The following is a 21,173-nucleotide window of genomic DNA, read 5'->3' on the forward strand; positions in this document are numbered from 1 at the left end:
GGTAGCCAAGATTTGATTTACTACTGGCTGCCATCATTTTGAACGGTAGTAATTTAATGAACGAACATAACCAACCGGCTGGCTCGTAAAACCATGACTTTTCGTTCAGGCACTAGTTAGTAAACAATGTTCATAGCTTTATAAATGCGGTAACAATTAGTTCTAAAGTAACGAGCATTGAATTGATGGAGCAATGAAATGCTTTGCCGCTTATTGGCAAACATGCTCCAAACAGGAGAAAGGAATTTTCAAAGGTGGAAAGAAGCCTGTTTTTGCCTCTTAAGAAGGAAAACCTTACCACCCTGGGGGTTTATTATAATTTTAAGAGTGGTCTGGTTACCTTTCGGGCGGCCAGGGAGTGGGATAAACAAATAGACTGGTCCGGATACAGCCGAGATTTTACTGCTGAACATCCGCTTACCAGCCATACTGTCTATCTCGGTCACCAGGAAACCATTGATTTGTTTGAGAAATACAACCTGAAAGGTTACCTGGAAGACGTGGTGGAATTGATCAAAAAAGGGAAACATCAGGGGATCGAATGTTTTTTTGATCACAAACAAGATATCCACTTTATAAGCAACATGCACAGCAATACCCTGGGCATAAATAATGGTTATCATGCCATCCGCAGTGGGGGGATACGCCGTCATGATACTGATAGCCCGGAAGTTGAGGTGATCATAGACGGGCTTAATCTGAGCCGGGCCATGTCCTTTAAAAATGCCGGCGCCCAGATACCCTTCGGAGGCAGCAAAATTACAGTGCAGTGTGAGCCGGTGGATCTTAGCGATCATTACAGTATTGGTTTTCTTGCCTATGCCCTGAGCAGGACCCGGTCCTTTACCGGTCCTGACATGGGATTTTCTCCTGAATTGGCAGATGTGATGAGACGTGAGGGATATTCGGTGAATATCGCGGGCGGTTTTGACAGCAAAATTGGTCCCACCGGAGGTCCCACGGCTTACGGAATCTATCTGGCATTAAAAGAGGCTGCCACGTTCAAGTATGGAACCGACCGCCTGGCAGATAAAACCATCGTGGTGCAGGGCGTCGGGGCCGTTGGCTATCCCCTGGTGGAACAGTATCTTAGCAAAGAGGATGCGACCATTTATATTACTGACATTTCTCCCGATCCGGTGGAGAAATTGGTGACCCGATTTCCGGACCGCTTAAAAAAGATAGCTCCTGATGATGTCCTCACTGCGGAGGCAGACATCTTTGTTCCCTGTGCCATGGGGGGCATCCTGGATGAGTCGACCATTAAATCGGTCAAATTTTCGATTATTCTTGGCGCGGCCAACAACCAGCTCAGGGCTTCCAGCCAGGAAGAAGAAGCTAGGCTTGCAAGGCTCTTGGAAAAACAGGGCATTCTTTTTCAGGTAGACTGGATGCACAATACCGGCGGGGTCATTGCGGGGATGGAAGAATATATACGCCGGGAAAAAGCAAGCATGAAAAATATCCGGGAACATACCAATAAGGTTTGCAAGTATGGAACCCGCCAAAATTTTAACGCGGCAAAAACAGAAGGCATCACTCCGACGGAGATGGCCTACAAATACTACAGCTCAAAAATTTACCAGTAACATGTTTATATAGAATGCGGTTATTCGCTGATGGCCGCTGTATCATATAAGAGGTAACGGGAATGGTTTTATGAGTTAAACCTATTAAAAAGGAGGTAGTATTATGAGGAAAATAACATTTATGCTGATGCTTTTATTAACCCTGGGACTTGTTTTCGGTTCCGGGATTTCAGCCAAGATGATTCGTATCGGTGAAGCTCAGATTGTTGCCCATCCTGCCCTTGATAACGATTCCAAAGGGTTTAAGGCCGCCCTTGCAGAAGAAGGCTTTATCGAGGGGAAAAATATCATCATTGATCGACAAAATGCACAGGGTGACCAGCCTACCTGTGCAATTATTGCCAGAAAATTTGAAGACGATAGAGTGGATCTGGTTCATGCCATCAGCACGCCCAATGCCCAGGCCCAGGTAAAGGTAAGTAAGACGATACCCATTGTATTTTCTTCTGTGACCGATCCGGTGGCCACAGGTATTGTACCTAAAATGGGCAAGACCGGTACCCACGTCACCGGTGTAAGCGACAGGTGGCCCATCACCCTGCAGTGTGAAATGTATCAGGATCTGGTTCCTAATGTAAAGAAATGGGGGACGATATACAATCCTGGAGATATTAATACCGCACCACATATCAAAGAGATGAAAAAAGCAGTAGGAGATATGGGCGGTAAGCTCATTGAGGCCCATGTTTCTACCAGCGCTGAAGTCATGCAGGCTATGCAAGGTCTGGTCGGCCGGGTGGACGCTATCCACATTACTTCCGACAATACCTGTGTTTCCGCATTTGAGTCTATTGTTAAAGTTTGCAACGCCAACGATATTGCCCTGTTTGCCGGTGATCGGGATAGTACTCCCAGGGGAGCGGTTGCCGCATATGGACCGGACTACTTTCTGGTGGGATACACTGCCGGGAAAAAGGCCGCAAGGATACTCAAAGGCGAAAAGCCGGGCAAAATTCCTGCAGGTCTTGCGTCCGAATATAGTCTCTGGGTCAGCTTGAAAAATGCCAAGGCACAGGGAGTAAAACTGCCCAAAACATTGGTAAGAAAAGCAGCGGACAAGTTGTGGGACGAAAAAGGAAAAGTGATAAAAGGTAAATAAATATTCAAGGTGAAAATAGAGGGGAGGGGTTTCCTCCCCTCTTTAAAATGGTGAACAAATGATATCGATGGGTTTATTCAGGACGATTCCTATATCCCTTGAACAGGGCCTGGCCTATGGTCTGGTGGCCCTGGGGATCGTCATTACTTTCCGGATTCTGGCATTCCCCGACCTTACCGTGGACGGCAGTTTTCCTCTGGGTGCGGCAGTCGTTTCGCGACTCATTATAGAGGGAGTATCACCGATCTTTGGTATATTTATGGCCATTATCTGCGGATTTGTGGCCAGTTGTTGTACCGGGTTTCTAAATACAAAACTAAAGATCAACAGCCTTTTGGCCGGAATTTTGATGATGACCATGCTATATTCGGTAAACTTGCGTATAATGGGAAGATCGAATATTCAGTTACTTACAGTAAACACACTGTTAACCCCTTTGGAAAACCTCGATATTAACCGGTTTATTCCTATCATCATTTTCTTCTTTATTGCCGTATTTGCCATCAAATTTCTTACGGATATGTTTTTTAATACCCAGATCGGCTTTGCCATGCGAGCGACAGGGGATAATGAGCAAATGATCCGTACCCTCGGAGTAAATACCGATCATATGACTATTCTGGGGATCGGAATCTCAAATGCCTTTGTGGCCCTCTCAGGTGCGCTTGTTGCCCAGGATCAGGGTTTTTCTGATGTGGGAATGGGAATCGGCATGATAGTTGCCGGGTTGGCTTCCATCATAATCGGGGAGGCGCTCTTCGGCAAAAAAACGGTCCAGCGAATGACTTTAGCGGCCATAGTCGGATCTATCATTTACAAGCTTATCATCTCCTTAGGGCTCAGGCTGGGACTGGCCCCTACTGATTTGAAGATGGCCACCGGTGTAATGGTGATTTTAGCACTCGGCATTCCGGCCTTAAGAAAGGAAAAAGAAGGAAAGCTCCACCTGAGGGGGGTTTAGAAAAAAAGCAATGATAAGACTTGAAAAGGTAACCAAAACTTTCTCAAAAGGCACCATAGACGAAAAGGTGGCCATCAATGGATTAAGCCTTCACGTTCAAAAGGGGGATTTTGTAACTGTCATCGGAAGTAACGGAGCAGGGAAGACCACTTTTTTAAATCTTACTTCCGGTACTTTTAGGCCTGATGAGGGCGAGATTTTTATCGATGGGTCCAATGTCACCCATTTGCCTGAACATCGGCGTGCAAAATATCTCGGCAGAATATTTCAGGACCCCTTAATGGGAACAGCGGCATCCATGACCATCGAAGAAAACCTTGCCATGGCCGATCTGCGCGGAAAACCAAGAGGCCTCCGCTGGGGAGTCACCAAATCATTGAGAGAACACTACCGCCATATACTCAGCGTGTTGGAGCTTGGGCTCGAAACCAGATTGAAAGACACCGTCAGTCTCCTCTCCGGAGGCCAGCGCCAATCAATGACGCTGCTTATGGTCACTCTGTCTTTGCCAAAACTGCTTCTCCTGGATGAACATACCGCAGCGCTTGATCCCAAAACGGCCCAGCGTGTAATGGACCTTACCAAAAAAATTGTCGAGAAAAACAACCTGACCACCATTATGGTGACCCACAATATGCAGCAGGCCATCAAATACGGGAACCGTATGATCATGCTCCACGAGGGAAAAATCCAATTTGATATCCAGGGAAAAGAAAAAGCGGCTCTCACGGTTGAGGAGGTGGTCAGAAGATTCGGAGCCGAACTCAAGGATGAAGCCTTGCTGGCTTAGGCTGAAGAAAGATATGATCCTAGCTTCACCAATCTGTTACTGCTTCAATATCACACCGATGTGTAAAAGAGAAAAACGGCACCATTCCTGACTACAAAATCACCTTAATACAGACTTCGGTATTCGCCTGAAGGCCCTTAACCCACAACGACATTTATTGATATCCATAATACATCTTTTTAACTTGTTTGAAAATAGCGATAAAATTTGGGGTGTTGTAAGTTTGTTTGCTAAACCTGGCAAAAAATCGAAAAGCAAATCGATAGTTACTTTTGGCGATATAAGCTATTGACGGTTTTGCAAAAATCAATGAAAGCTTCTCAAGAATAAAGATAAAAATATGTTGATTTATCTCTTAAAAAGAGATAGAGTGGCAGAATGAAAAATATTCTAGATATATTAATCGATGACTTTCATGAACGCGCTCTGCCTGAGCTAATGTTGCGCCATCAGTCAATGGTATGGGTGCCGCGCAAAGCCAACGTTGTAGTCGGCATGAGGCGGTCCGGCAAGACATGGTTCTGTTATCAGCAAATGCGGGAGTTGCTGGAAAAAGGGCTGGAGAAGGAGCGTTTGCTCTACTTGAACTTCGAAGATGAGCGTCTGCTTCCATTTTCTGCTAATGACTTTCAACTGATATTAGAAACATATTATCGCAAGTTTCCTGCGTTTAAAAGTAAGCAGTGTTATTTGTTCCTTGATGAGGTCCAGCGAATCGAAGGTTGGGACAAGTTTGTCCGCCGGGTGCTTGACACCGAGAAATTGTCGGTCTGTGTGACCGGTTCATCGTCAAAGCTCCTCAGCACAGAAATAGCTACCAGTTTGCGGGGCAGGTCGCTTACTACAGAAATATTCCCTTTTAGTTTCAGGGAATTTTTGAGCTTTAAAAAAGTTATTTTGAAATCAGGCCAGCGGTTTGGTTCCAAAACAAGGGCGATGCTGCAAAACCTGATTAGTCAGTATATCAAGACAGGTGGATTCCCTGAAGTTCAAAATTTTGACGATGGGTTAAGGCGCGATGTGCTGCGAAACTATCTGGATGTGGTGATCCTTCGTGATGTTATAGAGCGGCATTCGATCACCAACACATTGGCCCTGAGATCTCTTATAAAGCATGTTATGAGCGCCCCGGCAACGCGCTTTAGCGTAAACAAGTTCTACAATTCTTTAAGGAGCCAAGGTATTGCCTGCACAAAAAACAGTCTATATGATTACATAGATCATCTCGCAGACACCTTTCTTTTCTACCAGGTGCCGATACACTCGCGCTCGGAAAGAGCCCGCCGGGTGAATCCGAAAAAGATCTATGTTATTGATTCAGGGCTTCAGGAAGCCATGTCTCTTCGTATGATAGGAGATCGGGGAGCTCTGCTTGAGAATCTTGTTTACATGCATTTTCGCAGACAGGGACTTGCGCCTGAGTATTACGTTACAAAAAACGGAGTCGAGGTTGATTATGTACTGTCTGCGAAAGATGGAGATGAATATCGGCTTATCCAGGTCTGCTGGGATATTCACGATCCGAATACGCAAAAACGGGAAGTCGGCGCATTGTTGTCGGCTATGGGTGAACTTGGTCTGAAACGTGGTACCATCGTAACCTGGCTGGATGAAGATCTATCCGATAAGCGCCTCGAAATCGTACCGGCCTGGAAGTGGCTGTTGGCCGAATAAGATACGTCTGAATCGATAAGAGAATTTGGCACAATGAAAAGACGTACATTCAACTCGCTTTTTCTCCTACATTCGCAGCTCCAATATTTCCGCTTCTCCCTATCTTGCTTAGGATTATATAATTCTTGTCTTTTCATTAAAAACAATGTAATATTAATATATTAGTAACTACTCACGTAGTCAGGCTTCAGCCTATCTACCTGAGTTACAAATACTGTTCACAAATTTCAGATATCAATAACATATTTTGAAATCAGTGTCATTTGTGATAAGCTATCACATGGCGTTTAAAAATACCATTATGCAAATTAAGAAAGATGACTGATATAAACCAATTAATTGAAGCTGATGAGGAAAATAGCAAACAATCGCAAAAACTTTTCAATCAGTTTGATCCCTTATTAATTACATCATTCGATGACGCATCAAATTTGTTCAATACTTTCTTCCGCTCTTTTAGTCATGGAGCAAGAGATGATGATACTCAGGGTTCAATTTCGGAATTAGCCAAAAAAGGGGGTCTTACAGAGTCAGAATTTAAAGAAGTCTTGGATGGGAATAAACCATCTAAATTAGCTGATGATCTGTTTAATGAAATAATCTCAAATAGAAACGACTTTTATAGTCGTCGGGCTCGTGCCCTTCTTCTATTGCATGCTTACCGTTCTTACATGTATGCCGCCACCGATATTCGTCGATTAAGGGTAGGAACAGCATTAGGGTTTATGCGTTTAGAAATTGAATCTATAGCTTTAATGTCTTTATTTCAAGTTAATAACGAGCTTCCGTATAGATGGGTTAATTTAAAAGGCGATCAGCAGGGGAAGGCTTTTTTTAATAAAACCAAAAATAATGTTTCGGAATTCAGCATACAGTTTGACCTAACAGTTGAATGGAATCTAGCTTCATCGGCTGCTCAGCATTCTCGATTTATCGGATTAGTAGATGGCTTATCCATATCAAGGACTTCGCAATCCGATAGGTATGCCGATAATTTTAGTGTGGCTTTTCAAGATTTTGATCCAGAAAAACCTGAGCAAATGATTGTAAGGGCGCTTTACATATTACGGACTCAGGTCAAGTTACTAATCCCCTTCAGTTGGTACTTCCAGAGGTCTCAGATCCGCTGCTTTTAGAAACACGAATACCTAAGTTCATAAATAATATTGGCTTACTTTACAAAAAGTTCCAAAGGGAGTGTTCAGAGTTTCTTGAATCAATCGGCATTGAGTCTAAAACGAATGCATAACATCAATTTTCACGCAGACATTTACCAAATGGGTCGATTTGGGATGGTTAAGCTGGGAGTCCGGCACTTACTGCATTGAACAAAATTGATGAGAAGAAAAAGAAAAGAAGAAACTGAAAAGGTAACCAGATGAAACTGACCGATAATGAGATAAGGGATATTAATCGTTATTTGGAAGAAGGTAAACCGCTGCCGGAGAAGTATCGGTTTTTGCTGTTTGAGGATAAGCGAGAGGATAGAACTTGCAAGGAGTGTTGAAACGGGAAAATTGACAGAAGTCAGGATCGAAGGTTCTGTGCTTGAAAACGAGAGGTAGTCCTTTTGTACTAAAAAATACCGTATTTTGGAATTAAAAAGCGTGTTCCGGGAATGTCCGCCCGGTCGGCATAAAATAGCGGTAAAGATGGAGGGCATCTTCGGCAATAACACCGTGAAGATAGTGGAAGTGATCTTAGGAGAATGAGAGTAATGGAAAGAAATGAAATAATACATACTTTGCGAGGCTTTATGGCGATGAACAAAGATAGATACGAAATCTTACGGATCGGTGTTTTCGGTTCAGCGGCCAGAGACGATATGAATGAGCAAAGCGATATTGACGTTGTGGTTGAGCTTGACAAACCGGATTTGTTCTACCTCATCGGTATTAAACAAGATCTGGAGGAGAAGTTTCACAGGTCTGTAGATATTGTACGATACAGGGATAAAATGAATGCGTTCTTAAAGAAGAGAATAGACAAGGAAGCTGTATATGTATGACAAAGAGCTTGTTTTAGAAATACTGAGGCAAATTTATCAAGCAGCGCAAACAATCCTAATACGTTTTGGGCCTGTAAAAACAGTGGGCGATTTTACAGACACGTCGGTGGGAATGGAAAAACTCGATAGCATTTGCATGCTGCTGATTGCAATTGGTGAAGCATTAAAGAACCTGGACAAGGTAACCCACCACACCCTTTTGCCTCTGTACCCTCAAGTTGACTGGAAAAAAGCCAAGGGCATGAGAGATATTATCAGTCATCATTATTTTGAAACAGATGCGGATGTAATATACGACGTATGCAAAAATCATATTCCCGAACTGGCAAAAACCATCAGCAAAATGATTAGAAAATTTTCATAAATAAAAGCATTTTTAAAACGCCTCATTTGGATTTGATAAATATGGAAGAGGTAGGATAGAGATGAATACAAGGCCGGCTGGCAAAAAAGGCTTAATCCGAATTTGGCATGCATTATTATACTCCTTAAACGGCCTGCGTCTTGCCATTACCCAGGAAACATCGTTTAAACAGGAGTTAGCTATTTATATTGTTCTTCTGTTGGTGCTTTTGTTTTTGCCGCTGTCCTTGCACTTCAAATGCTTATTGTTTTTTGCCAATACAATGGTGCTAATTGTTGAAATCATCAATTCAGCCATTGAATCGATTGTGGATATGGCATCTCCGGATTATCATGACCTTGCCGAAAAGGGAAAGGATCTTGGGAGCGCAGCTGTGTTTATCAGTATGGTTTTGGTCATCATATTGTGGCTGTGTGCCATATATGTGATGCTTAGTGGCGGGGGTGTATAACCATAAGCGTTAAGTTATTTTTGCGCTGGCTGGACTGCGGAAGGTTTACTGAAAAAATAAACATCGAACATCAAACGTTCAACATCGAATGTTGAATGAAAAAAGATGAAGAAACACAAACAGGTGTTAAATATTCGGCATTGGTTTTGATTCGATTTTAAAATAATTTGAAGAGCGAAGCGACATCATTATTCGACATTAGACGTTCGATGTTGGACGTTCATTCTGTTTCCTTGGATTCTTCGTCAATTCTCCTCAAACCGTCAATTAAAAGACCCATAAAATACCCCAAAACCGGGGCTTTCATTTCATCCGAAGGTAAACCGGGAACAAATTTGAATCTGCCCTTTTTTTCTTTGAGAACTTCAAAAAAGGCTTCCTTGCCCTTAACGTTATCGTATTCAGCGCTGATCAAATTTCCATCCATGAAAGACAGTTTTGCTTCCCCTCTGGATAAGGATAAGTTTAACAGACCCGTTTTCTCGGTGACATTAAGACTCTGAAATAGTTCGGGAGGTGGAATTTCAGAGAGCTGTCCGCTCATTCCGGATGCGAGTTCTTCGGACATAAAAACATTCGATTCGGCAAGTCTTCGAGTCAAAAGACGATTGAAATACATTTGGAGTGATGAGGATTTCTTTAAAACTTTTAAAAAATCCTTTCCCCGAATCGACAAAACGGTTGCTGGAGACAAAACTTTTATGGTGGCTCCAACAGGATTACCGCTTATCAAGCTCATTTCACCAAAAACTTCACCTTTTTCCAGGACGGACATACTGATTCCATCTTCGTTCAGCACTTCAACTCTTCCGGAGACAATGATGAATAAATAATTACCGGTGTCGCCTTTTTTGATGATTTGATCATTGGCAGCGAACTTTCTAAGCTTTAAAAAAGGGATAAGATCTTTAAGGTCATGTTCATCAATGGACTGAAAAATAGAAAATTTGCTCAACAAATTTGCAATCACGCCTATATTACTTTGGTTTTTATCCGTTTCGGCGGGTGGTTTAATTTTTCCATTTTTCCGGTATTCGAGCGTAATTGAGCCGGTGCACCCGCTGCAATTGATGACACATTGGGGAATTTTATCCATGCTTTCATGTTTTATTAAAATCTTGGTAAGATCTCCTATCAGCTTGCGACATGAAGGTTGCTCAAAAGGCATTTTAATCACAGCCGTAGTGATAAATTCCTTTGTTTTTTTATACTCCAGTAGGATGGCATTGCCGGTTAATTTAAATTCATCACCCTTTTGGTAATATGGGCAGTCTCTTTCTTCAATGATGGTGAAAACAGAATTTTTCATTTTTTAGCACCGTTACACCGGGAGAAGCCTGAAATTTAAAAATCCCCAGATAAAACCGATAGCACCGATAAATAGAGCAAACAGATCAATATACTTAAAATAGAACTTGTAAGTGATGGCCACCCGTTTTTCCGGCACACCGATTTTAGCAGGAGTAATTCGCAAAATCCAGCCGTAATGCTTCTTACCGATTAAAACCTTATTCCAGGTCAGCCGGTCAATTTTTTTTACATCCGTAAGTAGCAGTAACTCGCCCTTATCAACTTTTTTTAGCGATTTTGCGTGAATGCTTGGGTTTTCCCTGATATTTGTATCCTTTGATTTGACTTCGACAAATAAATGACTGGATTGAAAGATTTCTTGGTTCAGTAGGATTCCAATTTTTGATGGCATATATTCCAGTGGGATAAAAGTGGCCGGAAGATAAAACAGGAAAAACCCGATACAAAAACCAAAACTTCCTTTGAGCATCATGAAAACAAAGTGAGGGACCGTCGTCATTCTTACCAGCAGTATGGTGGCTAAAAAGGCAATGGCTCCAAGGATCACAGGCACAATCGGGGGAACACTAATAAAATGCTGCGGATTTAAATAAAAAAGCGCCAGGGACTCGGAATCAGCAAGGATATAGCGGATATATTTGATATAGAGAAAATATAAGATACCGATACATGAAAGCGCATATATTAAGATTTCAATTTTTTGTCTCAGTTTCATGGCAAGAAAAGGGTCGATCTGAATCCCATCAATCAACTGGTTAAGGGATTCCCATTCACAACGGTAAAGCTTGATTTTCCTTTTTTTCCCTTTGGGTGTAAAACTGATAGACTTAACCAGGCCGAACGCTTTTTTGTTAATTTTATCGGCGGTATTTTCTGAAAGAAAAATTTCATTGCCCTCCCCGATTTGCTCTATCCTGGAGGCCACGTTCACCACATCGCCAAAAACATCACTGTGCTCAACAATCGCTTTTCCTGTATGTATTCCTATTCTCACCTTAAGACCGAAGTTTTTATCCTGTCTGCGGGTTTTTTGCAAAATTTGTTGAATGCCGATGGCGGCTTTTACAGCCTGCTCGGGTCTGCTGAATGAAGCCATAATGGCATCGCCAATGGTTTTGATGATTTTGCCCTTAAATTTTTTTATTACCGGAAAAATCAAACGATTATGGTAATCGACCATGAGACGGCCGTCAATATCACCCCGGGTATCCCAGTAGCGGGTGGAGTCTTCGATATCAGTAAACAGAATGGTAATCTGCTTTCTGGTGGATTTAATCTGGCGGGTAATCCTGCCACCAAACTGTTTACGCTTTTCTGCGGTCATGCATATTCTCCAGAGGTATATGTTACGATAATGTCAAAATTGAAATTTTTCAAGTATATCTAATCCAGTCGAGTATAAATTATAAGCCGCATGTGTCAAGAGGGAAAGCATAAAATAGCACCATCATATTTTAACTGAAGGGAAAAGAGACAGGTCGGTATGGGGAAGGAATTTTGCTGCGGAAAACCGGTTCATGAATTCCTGATTTACATTTAACTCGAGATAGGTGATACGATCCCTTATTTTGGCAATTTTTTCACAAGAATTATTCGAAGTCAGCAAAAGTGTTGCGCCGCCAAGGGAGCTGTTTCCCAAGGATTTATAAGCGTTTGCAGGCAAATCAGGTAACATTCCGATGGATATGGCTGAAACAGGATTGATAAATGAACCAAAGGTTCCAGCCACGAAAAAAGTTGAAAGATCACCCGGTGACATTCCCACAGAAGATGTGATGGTTTCAAGTATGGTGTACATGGCCGCCTTTGATCTTATGAGGCTGTCAAGATCTGCCTGGCTGATGGTAAGATCAGACCCGGTGGAAGATTTTTCTGCAGGAACCACCACCAAGTGCAAAATGCCGTCGATGTTTTTTATTCTGTCTTTGCACACTTCGGGGAGTAATCTCCCCCTGATATCGATCATCCCTGAAAGGAACAGGTGAGCCGCAAGGTCGATCACTCCTGACCCGCATATGCCTTTCGGCGGTTGGTTATCTATGGTATTAATTTCAAAATTTAATGTTTTCGGTTCAATACTGATTTGATCTATTACACCGGGGCCTGCCATCATTCCCATCTTCGATACGCCTCCTTCCAGCGCAGGGCCTGCTGCCCCGGCACAACCGACCAGCCAGTTTTTATTCCCCAGCACCACTTCTGCGTTTGTCCCCACGTCAACCAGAATAGCCGTATTTTCCATTTGGAACATTTCGGAAAACAGAATGCCGGCGATAAGGTCCCCTCCGAAATAGCTGCCGATATTTGGAAAAATGAAGACTCCGGCACCAGGATTCACCCTGATACCCAAATCTTTTGCCCGGAGTAGACCCGGTCTGTTGATTACCGGTATATACGGCTCACGTATTATCCAATGAGGGTTAAGACCCATAAACAGATGGGTCATGGCAGTATTGCCGGCTACTGAAATCAGGTTCACGTTATCCGGATCAAGGTTGCAGGATGCGCACAGGCTTTCGATCATGTGATTCAAACCGCTGATAATCAACTTATTAAGCTTTTCGAGACCTTCGTCATGATCGGCAAAGTGTATTCTTTCGAGTATATCAGGTCCAATGACCACCTGGGGATTTTCAAAGGAGGATTCAGCCAACACCTTTTCTGTGGCCAGGTCCAAAAGGCGCAATGAAACCCTGGAAGTGCCCAAGTCAACTGCCATTCCCGCAAAGGGTGTGGTATCCTGTAAGGATTTGATGCCGGTTAAAACCCATCTTTTTCTGTCTTTGCAAAGAACACAGCTTAAATGATACCCCCAATTTCTCAAACAGTCCGGCAATTTTTTCAATACGGCAGGGTCTATATCTATGGCATCCGTTTTTAGCTGTTCTTGCAAAACACCAAGGAGACGATCAGCATCGGCTGTATTATTTTGCAATGTCGGGGGAGGGACTGAAACGGTTTTTACCCATAGGTTGTTTTTGTTATTTGTTTCTACCCTATTCATATCAAACAACATCTATCATATCCACTTTTTATAGGCAAATACAATTCCAGTAAGATGAAATTTACTTTTTTGTTTGGCCATCGGGTCTCTGGCCCGTTTCCTGCTTCGGCAGAGTTAAAGACAAACACAGGTGTCTTCTATCATGTGGTTTTTTTGAGAGGTGAATCAATGTCATGTTGTCCTTTTAGCGCAGATTCATTTCGCTATTGGGGTTACCCGAATATTGCTTGACATATAATCGCAATTTTAATACAATGAAACGTTGTGAAAACAAGTATTTATAAATTTACCAGCTTATCTTTCATATGAAATCCATTGATTACGGGCCAGCCTTAGTATGTTTTATAGCCTACATTCTTTTTACCGGCTATAGCTTTGTAACTCCTACCGATTGCACGGGAAAAAGCATCGTTACTATAAGAGTAAAAGAAAATCAGGGAATTCGGGATATTTCGGAAAAATACTTAGACGACCCTGATCGTTGGGAAGATGTACTGCGTGCCAACAAAATTCAATCTCCTGACGAGGTTAAGCCCGGAATGCTGCTTCACATTCCAACAGGAAAAGTTTTTCAGGCAAAACGCGAGTTGGAGATCTCAGGAAAGCTCATGCAACAGGCCACCGTGGCAGGTGCAAAGATCTTTGCTCCAAAAATCATAGCCAAAGCGATACAACTAAGAGATGATGCTCTTTTAAAACAGAAGTCTGGTGATCTGCATGAATGCATTACACTTGCAAGCGCTGCAGCGACCGAGGGTAAAAAAGCACTGAAAATTTGCCTTTCGAATCAAAATGTTCCTGCACAGGCCGTTGTTCACGACCGTAAAGGCTATGTTCACAGCCGGAAACCGTCAGACAACCTGTGGAAAGATGTTTTCCGCTACGATATCCTGCACGAGGGTGAGAGAGTGCGAACGTTGTCTGAATCCTCTTGCGACATTCTTTTCAGAAACGACAGCAGGCTGCGGCTTAAAGAAAATTCCCAGGCGCTGATTCGAAAAATGCGGGCAAACCTGCTGGAGGATACAGGGGTGGCAAAGGTCAGCCTGGTTAAGGGCGATGTTTTTGCGTTGCTAGCCGCCGGTCAAAAAAAAGAAAAGTTTCAGCTGGATATACCTGGAGTAAAAACCAAAGTAGATTCCAAATATTTCTGGGTTGGTCGCGACAGGCAGGGGACCCGCTTTGCCAACTATGACGGAAAGCTGGAAATTTCATCAGCGGGAAGCAAAGTGGTACTGAAAAAAAACCAGGGATCCGTTGTGATGCATAATAAAAAACCGACATCCCCTCAGGAGCTTCTGTCAAGTCCCAGATTACTCAGTCCTGAAAGTGGTGTTAAAGTGGTTAATGCCAACATCTCTTTAACCTGGGAAAAGGTTAGCGGGGCTTATTTTTATTTACTTGAAATATCAAACAGTGTTTCATTTTCATCAATCATTTACAGCAAAGAGATTCAGTCGCCAATGGCCACGTTTCCCAAAAATCTTTCTAACGGATCTTTGCAAAACCTGTTTTACTGGCGTGTGACAGCTGTCTCTTCAGACAAACTGAGAGGCCAGCCCAGCCAGACACGGTTCATTCATATCCTGTATGACGATAAGCCGCCATTTCTTGTCATTCAATCTCCGGAAGAGGGTCTGCTTCTTTCCAACAACATGGTGGAAATACTGGGGATGACTGAAAATGATATTTTGGTCAGTATACAGGATCAGCCGGTTAAAATTGGGGCGAACGGGAAGTTTCGATTCAGGCAAAAATTGTCTGAAGGGGTCAACCACATCGTTGTCAAAGCAGAGGATCGTGCAGGGAATATCACCAGGCTTAAACGAAGTGTGACTTTTCTGCCGGGCCACAAGATCGATTTAACTTTTGATCCATCTTTGCAGGAGACAACGCCAGGACATTTTATCGTATCTCAACCAACAATTTCCCTGGCTGGAAAAACAAATCCGGATTGCGCCATTACAGTTACTTCGCCTGGGACTGCGGTTCCGGCAAGGGCCACTGCGGATAGTAATGGTCGGTTTCAGGTAAATCTCAAATTGACCGGCCGTCGCCAGATGTTCAACGTTAAGATAGTCTCGCCTTCCGGTGTGGAGAGGCATGCCGGTATTCACATTGAAATCGACGATAAAGCTCCGATCATACATTTTGCTGAAAAAATTCCCTCCGCTACCCGGGAAAAAAGATTGTTAGTAAAAGGGAAGGCCGGAGATGCCCAAAGATTCAATTTGAACAAACGTCCTGTTCCAATGGAGGATGGCCAATTTAACATGACGATTGAGCTGGAACCGGGCACAAACAGGTTTTCGTTTACAGCCGTCGATTTGGTTGGCAACCTATCCAGGATTGAAAAAGATGTTCTGTTTGATCCCGATCCACCCAGATTGCTGAACTATAAAATTTCTCTGGGCAAAGGCGAAGATAAAAACCAGGCAAGTGTCATGGTAAATGCTCAGGATTCAACCGGGTTTAAAAAGACAGCACCCTTTGTCGTGCAAATTGGAAAACAAAGTTACACCGGGCACATGATACTTTCAGATTCCACAGGGAGGTATATTGGGTCATTTGTGATCCCGGGAAGTGGCGGGCATGTAATAAAGTTTAAAAGCGTCACGCTGTCGGACTACCTTGGCAACAGCAGGGAATACAGGTTTTAGGGATCGGGTGACGAATTTCAGGTTACGAGTTGCGAGGTATGGGCTGCGGGGAGCGTGTTTCGAGTTATGGATAAAAAAAGATAATTTATATTTAACAACTTGCAACTCAATACCAATGATTGCTCGAGAATTTGCCTAATTTAATGACACTAACTCATAACCCGAAACCCGTAACCCGAAACGCGTGGCGATTACGATGGAACCCCATACAGGCGTAGTCAATGCCACGTCTTTGGGGTGCGAATTCTTTACTAATATTTATTGGAAGGTCTATCAAATGAACCAAAACAATTTTAATATTTCCCCATACTATGGGAAAATGACATTGATATTTGTCGTTTTATTATGGATTTTTTCATCACCGGCCTTTGGAGCTGAACCGGCATACCTGATTACTTATGGTCATGGCGCTGGTACGGTTGAAGGGGATGATGACTTTTTCCAGGTTGTTTTCATCCGGATGCCTGAGAAAATGCGAGATGCCGTATATGTTCGCATTTTTGACGCCGACTGCGGGGGTGAAGTGGATGCCAGATATCGCAAGAAATTCGATACCCGAACCGGGTTTAAGCTATTCGGGGGGAAAGGGGCATATTCAATTCCCGGAATACAAAAGCCTACACCCGCCAAACCGGATTTGTATGCAGGTTTTATGCTTGCAGATGAGGAGTTTGGTGAGGACCCTCTTTGGGACAATAGGTGGTATACTTTGGCAAAAGTTACACCTGAAGACGGTGAAAAAGTCGGTCAGTTTCGCTATTTTAAAGTTGTTATTGAAGGAAAAGAAGGTGATGACGGCAATGCTTTTCTTATTACGGTATCGAGCGAAGAGCACAGCATCACCCCTCCTGATGAAGTCGAGATTTTTACCTTTGCACCGACTATTCGCCTGCCGAGACCGGGTGTATTTTCCGAAATGCGGTTTTTCGTTCCCGAAGATGTGCACCAGATCGTGGTGCATAACTTTGATCTTTCCGGTGCAAAAATTGGTGTGGACACTGCTTTTCGTTCCAATCTGAAAGTTGGCTCTTCCGGTCAGAATGAATGGATGAAAGGAACTGTTCAACTCAAGGAAATTGAAGTCGGCCGTATGTGTGCCCTTAGGTTTGAAGGAGGGCGGGAAATGCCCAACGACGGAACATTTTATGTGACCGATAAAAACGGCAAGCTAATGCCAATGCTGGTTTCCATATATCTTCATGAACCGAATGCACGGCCCAGACCGCAAATTGATCTTGAACCGATCGATGATTGCCATACATTTGTCTTTAACGGGCTTCGTACGCTTGATCCGGAGGGAGATGCATTAAAATTTATGTGGGATTTTGGCGATGGAACCAGCGAAAAGGGCGCGCCGAGCGTCCACAGGTATGAATCGCCGGGGCGATACCAGGCAACTGTTATTGTGGAAAGTGATTCAGGTCTGATTAATAACAGTGCAATAAAACACTTTACCGTCACGGTGAACCATCCTCCCATTGCCAATGCAGGATCCGATCTGGTGGTGGCTCCGGGTGAGACATTTTCCTTGGATGCTTCTAAATCGACCGATGCTGATGGAAAGGTGGTACGTCACTACTGGGATCTTGGCGACGGTCGTAAAGCCAGAGGCAGAAAAGTCAGCCATGTTTACCGCAAACCAGGCTTGTACACCGCCAGTCTGCGGGTGGAAGATAACTCCGGCAGTTTGTGCAACTTTGCCACAGACCAGTGCAAGGTTTTTGTCAATGCTTCTCCGGAAAGCAATGCCGGTGAGGATCGGGTCGCTTCAGTGGCTGAACCGGTCCACTTCAGCGGTGTGGACAGCAGAGATACAGATGGCAAAATTGTTTCATATGATTGGAATTTAGGCGATGGGACTAAAAAAAGTGGTGTTAATATCACCCATGCGTTTCTAAAACCAGGCCTTTACAGGGTGAGACTCACTGTCACGGATGATTCAAATGCTAAAAATAAAACAGCAACAGACACCTTAACGGTTAGGGTAAACGATCCACCAATTGCCCGCGCAGGAAAGGACCGTAACGCTTCTGCTGGAGAAACCATTCGTTTTAATGCATCAGAGTCGGTGGATAAGGACGGCAAGTTAATCGAATTTTTATGGGATTTTGGTGATGGTACCAAGCAAAAAACAGATGGCAAAATAAAAACCATCACGCACAGCTATTTAGGCCCCGGGAAATACATGGTCACATTAACCGTGAGGGACGATTCCGGGTCCAGGGCTGATACCGGTCAGGATACCGTTTTGGTTAATATTAACCATCCACCCGTGGCTGTGGCCGGTCCTGATCAGCAGGTTAAAGCCAGAGAAGTGACGTTCGATGCTTCCGGCTCCCATGATCCTGATGGTGAACTTATTAAATATTTATGGGATTTTGGAGACGGAAAGACAGGAAAAGGCGTTTCAGTTCGCCATACGTATCGAAATCCAGGCAAATACGCCGTGGGGCTGACCGTGGTAGACGATTCGAAGACATCCACCAGCCGAGCCTCTGACGAAATGACAGTCACAGTAAATCATCTGCCAATAGCCGATGCCGGCAGAGATCGGGTGGGTATGACCGGACAGGTGTTTACATTCGACGGCAGCGCTTCGGTGGATCCGGATGGTGCGGTTATTAAATATGTATGGGACTTCGGCGATGGTGCCATTAATGAAGGCATCCAAGTCACTCACAGCTACTCTAGCCCGGGGAAATACAACGTACTATTGACCGTTTACGATAATTTTAAAAAAGAGGGCGGGGTCGGATTTGATGAAACCGTGATAACCATAAACCGGCCCCCTGTGGCGGTTGCCGGCGATGATCTTCACATCGCACCTGGTGAAAAAGTTTTGTTTGATGGAAGCCGGTCATACGATCCCGACGGAAAAATTGTTTCTTATCAATGGGACTTCAGCGATAAAATAGAGACTGGTAAATCAACCAAAGCATTTCAGTCCGCCAAAGTTCGGCGCAGTTTTGATACATCAGGGACATACAGTGCCATTTTAACGGTCGTTGATAATTGCCGTGTGGAAAATTCGACCTCACAGGATAAAGTATCTATAAAGATCAACCACCGTCCCCGGGCAAATGCCGGGAAAAACATTCATACGCCTGAAAGAACCGTTTTACTGGACGGATCAGCCTCCAGTGATGCAGATGGTGATCCTTTGACTTATATCTGGAATTTTGGCGATGGAACACCGTTGCGGGAAGGTGCAAGGATTTTTCATACTTTTGCCAAGGGAGGAAATTATCCGGTTATTCTGACTGTTGACGACGGAACCGGATTGTCTAACGCTCGATCCACCTCCTCTATTTCTGTTAAAGTGAACGACGCGCCTGTGGCAAACGCAGGTGAAAACAGGAAGGCATGCGCCGGAAAAGTCGTCATTTTTGATGGTAGTTCTTCAATAGATCCTGAAGGCGGTCTTATGAAATACCACTGGGACTTTGGAGACGGATCGACCGCCGAAGGGGTTAATCCAACCAAGACATACGATAGGGGCGGAGTTTATCTGGTCACCCTGACAGTCACAGATGATTCCGGATTGAAAGAGGGGAGTACAGGCAGAGATCAAATAGTGGTTACGGTGGTTGAATCACCGGTGGCCGAAGCAGGACCCGATCAAACCGCATGTGCTGGCTTTCCCATTCGATTTAACGGTACTAAATCAAAGGATGTTGATGGCCTGGTAAACAGTTTTCTATGGGATTTCGGCGACGGCGCTGTGGGCGGCGGTGCCAATCCGACCCATGTTTATGCCGAGGCAGGTACATACAAGGTGAGGCTGACCATCACCGGCGATCGCATAGGTGATTGCAATAATACGGATAGCGATGAGATGATGGTGGTGATTCATGAAGCCCCGGTGGCTGAATTTACATGCCCGGCATCTGCCCCGGTGGGAAGGCCGATAACCCTTGATGCCCAGCAGTCAACAGTCCGCAGCGGAAATGTTATACAATACCACTGGGATTTTGGAGATAGAACTCACGGGGAAGGCGAGAAGGCAGAACATATCTATACGGAATACGGGTACTATGTTGTCAAACTAACGGTAACTGCCGATACTGAAACGGATTGTAACCAAACGACCAAACAAAAAACAATAAGCATTAATGCACCACCGGTTGCAGAGGCGATTTCGGACGGGTTGGAACGACCGGAAAAAAATGACCGTTTGGTAGGGGTGAATCAAATTGTCACTTTTAACGGTTCTTCCTCTCGCGATCCCGACGGTGTCATCGCTGATTTTGATTGGGATTTCGGTGATGGGAATAGGGACAGAGGCGTGCTGGTCAGACATCAATATAAAAAGGGAGGCAGCTATAAAGTGGTTTTACGCGTTACCGACAATACCAAGATGCCCAATAAAAGCTCAACCGACACTCTGACTATCTCTGTAAATGAGACACCCCTGCCGGTTATAAAAACAAAAAAAATGCTTTGTGCGGGGGAAGAGGTATTGCTGAGTGCAAGTGGTTCTTATGATCCTGACGGTGAGATTGCCGGCTACACCTGGCATTTTGGTGATATGAGTCCTCCTCAACCGGGAAAAGAAGTCAGGCACACTTACCCTCTTCCGGGAAATTATACGGCAACCTTGGAGGTGGATGACGGCAGCTCCGTGAGAAACAGTCTGGCACAAACATCGGTGATTATTAAGGTCAATGAGCCTCCGGTTGCCAATGCTGGATTAGACCAAATCGTGTCGCCCGGTGAAAAGGTCTTATTTAACGGATCAGCAACCAAGGACCGTGACGGCTACATCAAGTCGTATCGCTGGGATTTTGGTGACGGAAGCACAGCCAAAGGGGCAAAACCAACCCATAGGTATAAAAATCCTGGTAAATACCGGGTAAAACTTGTTGCCATGGATAATTCCGAAACCAATTGCAACACGTCTGAAGATATCGTAAATATTCGGGTAAACGCTCCGCCAGTGGCTGTCATTAAGAGCGGGCTTGAAAAAGTTTCCCATGGAGTATATAATGCAATTGTTTTTGATGCCACCGGATCATACGATCTGGATAACGATCCGTTAACTTATTCCTGGAAATTCGGCGATGGTCAGAGCGCTCAAGGGCCAAAGGTCACCCATCGTTTTAAAAAACCAGGGAAATACACGGTTAAATTAAGCGTTGATGACGGTTCAAGACTCAAATCAAGTGTGAATCATGATGAAGTTGTCATTAAAGTTAAATAAGGGGAGTCAGCGAGCCGTTGGCGACTTGTAAATAGAAAACAGAAATCCGTAGTGAATGAAAC

14 protein-coding genes are annotated in these 21,173 nt (G+C 44.0%); 11 read left to right on the forward strand and 3 right to left on the reverse strand.

Annotation, left to right across the window (positions count from 1 at the left end; all coding sequences use genetic code 11):
• Positions 1-254 precede the first annotated feature (254 nt).
• The 9 genes from SWH54_16525 (at position 255) to SWH54_16565 (ending at position 8,936) form a co-directional block, all read left to right on the forward strand.
• Positions 255-1,589: a Glu/Leu/Phe/Val dehydrogenase dimerization domain-containing protein gene (locus SWH54_16525; protein MDY6792871.1), complete on the forward strand. Its 1,335-nt coding sequence runs from the start codon at positions 255-257 to the stop codon at positions 1,587-1,589.
• Positions 1,590-1,692: 103 nt separating this feature from the next.
• Positions 1,693-2,688, forward strand: coding sequence for an ABC transporter substrate-binding protein (locus SWH54_16530; protein ID MDY6792872.1), 996 nt, complete (start codon positions 1,693-1,695; stop codon positions 2,686-2,688).
• Positions 2,689-2,746: 58 nt separating this feature from the next.
• Positions 2,747-3,649 (forward strand): ABC transporter permease, encoded by a 903-nt coding sequence (locus SWH54_16535; protein MDY6792873.1) that lies wholly within the window; start codon positions 2,747-2,749, stop codon positions 3,647-3,649.
• A 10-nt stretch (positions 3,650-3,659) separates the two neighbouring features.
• Positions 3,660-4,439, forward strand: coding sequence for an ATP-binding cassette domain-containing protein (locus SWH54_16540; GenBank protein MDY6792874.1), 780 nt, complete (start codon positions 3,660-3,662; stop codon positions 4,437-4,439).
• A 378-nt stretch (positions 4,440-4,817) separates the two neighbouring features.
• The gene (locus SWH54_16545) at positions 4,818-6,113 is read left to right on the forward strand and encodes an ATP-binding protein (protein ID MDY6792875.1); all 1,296 of its coding nucleotides are present in this window, start codon (positions 4,818-4,820) and stop codon (positions 6,111-6,113) included.
• Between the two features lie 317 nt (positions 6,114-6,430).
• Positions 6,431-7,249, forward strand: a complete 819-nt coding sequence (locus tag SWH54_16550; protein MDY6792876.1) for a hypothetical protein — start codon at positions 6,431-6,433, stop codon at positions 7,247-7,249.
• 581 nt (positions 7,250-7,830) lie between these two features.
• Complete coding sequence (locus SWH54_16555) at positions 7,831-8,121, forward strand: nucleotidyltransferase domain-containing protein (protein ID MDY6792877.1); 291 nt, start codon at positions 7,831-7,833, stop codon at positions 8,119-8,121.
• Complete coding sequence (locus tag SWH54_16560) at positions 8,114-8,485, forward strand: HepT-like ribonuclease domain-containing protein (GenBank protein MDY6792878.1); 372 nt, start codon at positions 8,114-8,116, stop codon at positions 8,483-8,485. The genes SWH54_16555 and SWH54_16560 overlap by 8 nt, the downstream gene beginning before the upstream one ends.
• A gap of 61 nt (positions 8,486-8,546) precedes the next feature.
• A complete protein-coding gene (locus SWH54_16565; GenBank protein MDY6792879.1) occupies positions 8,547-8,936 on the forward strand; it encodes a diacylglycerol kinase in 390 nt (129 codons plus the stop codon).
• Between the two features lie 220 nt (positions 8,937-9,156).
• Here SWH54_16565 and SWH54_16570 read toward each other — a convergent pair whose 3' ends face one another.
• The 3 genes from SWH54_16570 to SWH54_16580 all read right to left on the reverse strand — a co-directional run bounded on the left by SWH54_16570 (position 9,157) and on the right by SWH54_16580 (position 13,251).
• Positions 9,157-10,245, reverse strand: coding sequence for a cyclic nucleotide-binding domain-containing protein (locus SWH54_16570; GenBank protein ID MDY6792880.1), 1,089 nt, complete (start codon positions 10,243-10,245; stop codon positions 9,157-9,159).
• Between the two features lie 12 nt (positions 10,246-10,257).
• Entirely contained in the window at positions 10,258-11,571 is a 1,314-nt protein-coding gene (locus tag SWH54_16575; protein ID MDY6792881.1) for an adenylate/guanylate cyclase domain-containing protein, read from the reverse strand.
• Between the two features lie 123 nt (positions 11,572-11,694).
• Complete coding sequence (locus tag SWH54_16580) at positions 11,695-13,251, reverse strand: ASKHA domain-containing protein (protein ID MDY6792882.1); 1,557 nt, start codon at positions 13,249-13,251, stop codon at positions 11,695-11,697.
• A 305-nt stretch (positions 13,252-13,556) separates the two neighbouring features.
• Between SWH54_16580 and SWH54_16585 the strand changes: the two genes are divergently transcribed.
• Both SWH54_16585 and SWH54_16590 read left to right on the forward strand, forming a co-directional pair.
• Positions 13,557-15,911 (forward strand): FecR domain-containing protein, encoded by a 2,355-nt coding sequence (locus SWH54_16585; GenBank protein ID MDY6792883.1) that lies wholly within the window; start codon positions 13,557-13,559, stop codon positions 15,909-15,911.
• A gap of 196 nt (positions 15,912-16,107) precedes the next feature.
• Entirely contained in the window at positions 16,108-21,111 is a 5,004-nt protein-coding gene (locus SWH54_16590; GenBank protein ID MDY6792884.1) for a PKD domain-containing protein, read from the forward strand.
• The last annotated feature ends 62 nt before the right edge of the window (positions 21,112-21,173 follow it).

This window comes from Thermodesulfobacteriota bacterium (genome assembly GCA_034189135.1).
Lineage (GTDB): Bacteria > Desulfobacterota > Desulfobacteria > Desulfobacterales > JAUWMJ01 > JAUWMJ01.

What these genes read in the sequence shown, in the direction of transcription:
- SWH54_16530 (MDY6792872.1), top strand. Translation starts at nt 1,693, where the DNA reads ATGAGGAAAATAACATTTATGCTGATGCTTTTATTAACCCTGGGACTT.
- SWH54_16535 (MDY6792873.1), top strand. Translation starts at nt 2,747, where the DNA reads ATGATATCGATGGGTTTATTCAGGACGATTCCTATATCCCTTGAACAG.
- SWH54_16540 (MDY6792874.1), top strand. Translation starts at nt 3,660, where the DNA reads ATGATAAGACTTGAAAAGGTAACCAAAACTTTCTCAAAAGGCACCATA.
- SWH54_16545 (MDY6792875.1), top strand. Translation starts at nt 4,818, where the DNA reads ATGAAAAATATTCTAGATATATTAATCGATGACTTTCATGAACGCGCT.
- SWH54_16550 (MDY6792876.1), top strand. Translation starts at nt 6,431, where the DNA reads ATGACTGATATAAACCAATTAATTGAAGCTGATGAGGAAAATAGCAAA.
- SWH54_16555 (MDY6792877.1), top strand. Translation starts at nt 7,831, where the DNA reads ATGGAAAGAAATGAAATAATACATACTTTGCGAGGCTTTATGGCGATG.
- SWH54_16560 (MDY6792878.1), top strand. Translation starts at nt 8,114, where the DNA reads ATGTATGACAAAGAGCTTGTTTTAGAAATACTGAGGCAAATTTATCAA.
- SWH54_16565 (MDY6792879.1), top strand. Translation starts at nt 8,547, where the DNA reads ATGAATACAAGGCCGGCTGGCAAAAAAGGCTTAATCCGAATTTGGCAT.
- SWH54_16570 (MDY6792880.1), bottom strand. Translation starts at nt 10,245, where the DNA reads ATGAAAAATTCTGTTTTCACCATCATTGAAGAAAGAGACTGCCCATAT.
- SWH54_16575 (MDY6792881.1), bottom strand. Translation starts at nt 11,571, where the DNA reads ATGACCGCAGAAAAGCGTAAACAGTTTGGTGGCAGGATTACCCGCCAG.
- SWH54_16580 (MDY6792882.1), bottom strand. Translation starts at nt 13,251, where the DNA reads ATGAATAGGGTAGAAACAAATAACAAAAACAACCTATGGGTAAAAACC.
- SWH54_16585 (MDY6792883.1), top strand. Translation starts at nt 13,557, where the DNA reads ATGAAATCCATTGATTACGGGCCAGCCTTAGTATGTTTTATAGCCTAC.
- SWH54_16590 (MDY6792884.1), top strand. Translation starts at nt 16,108, where the DNA reads ATGGAACCCCATACAGGCGTAGTCAATGCCACGTCTTTGGGGTGCGAA.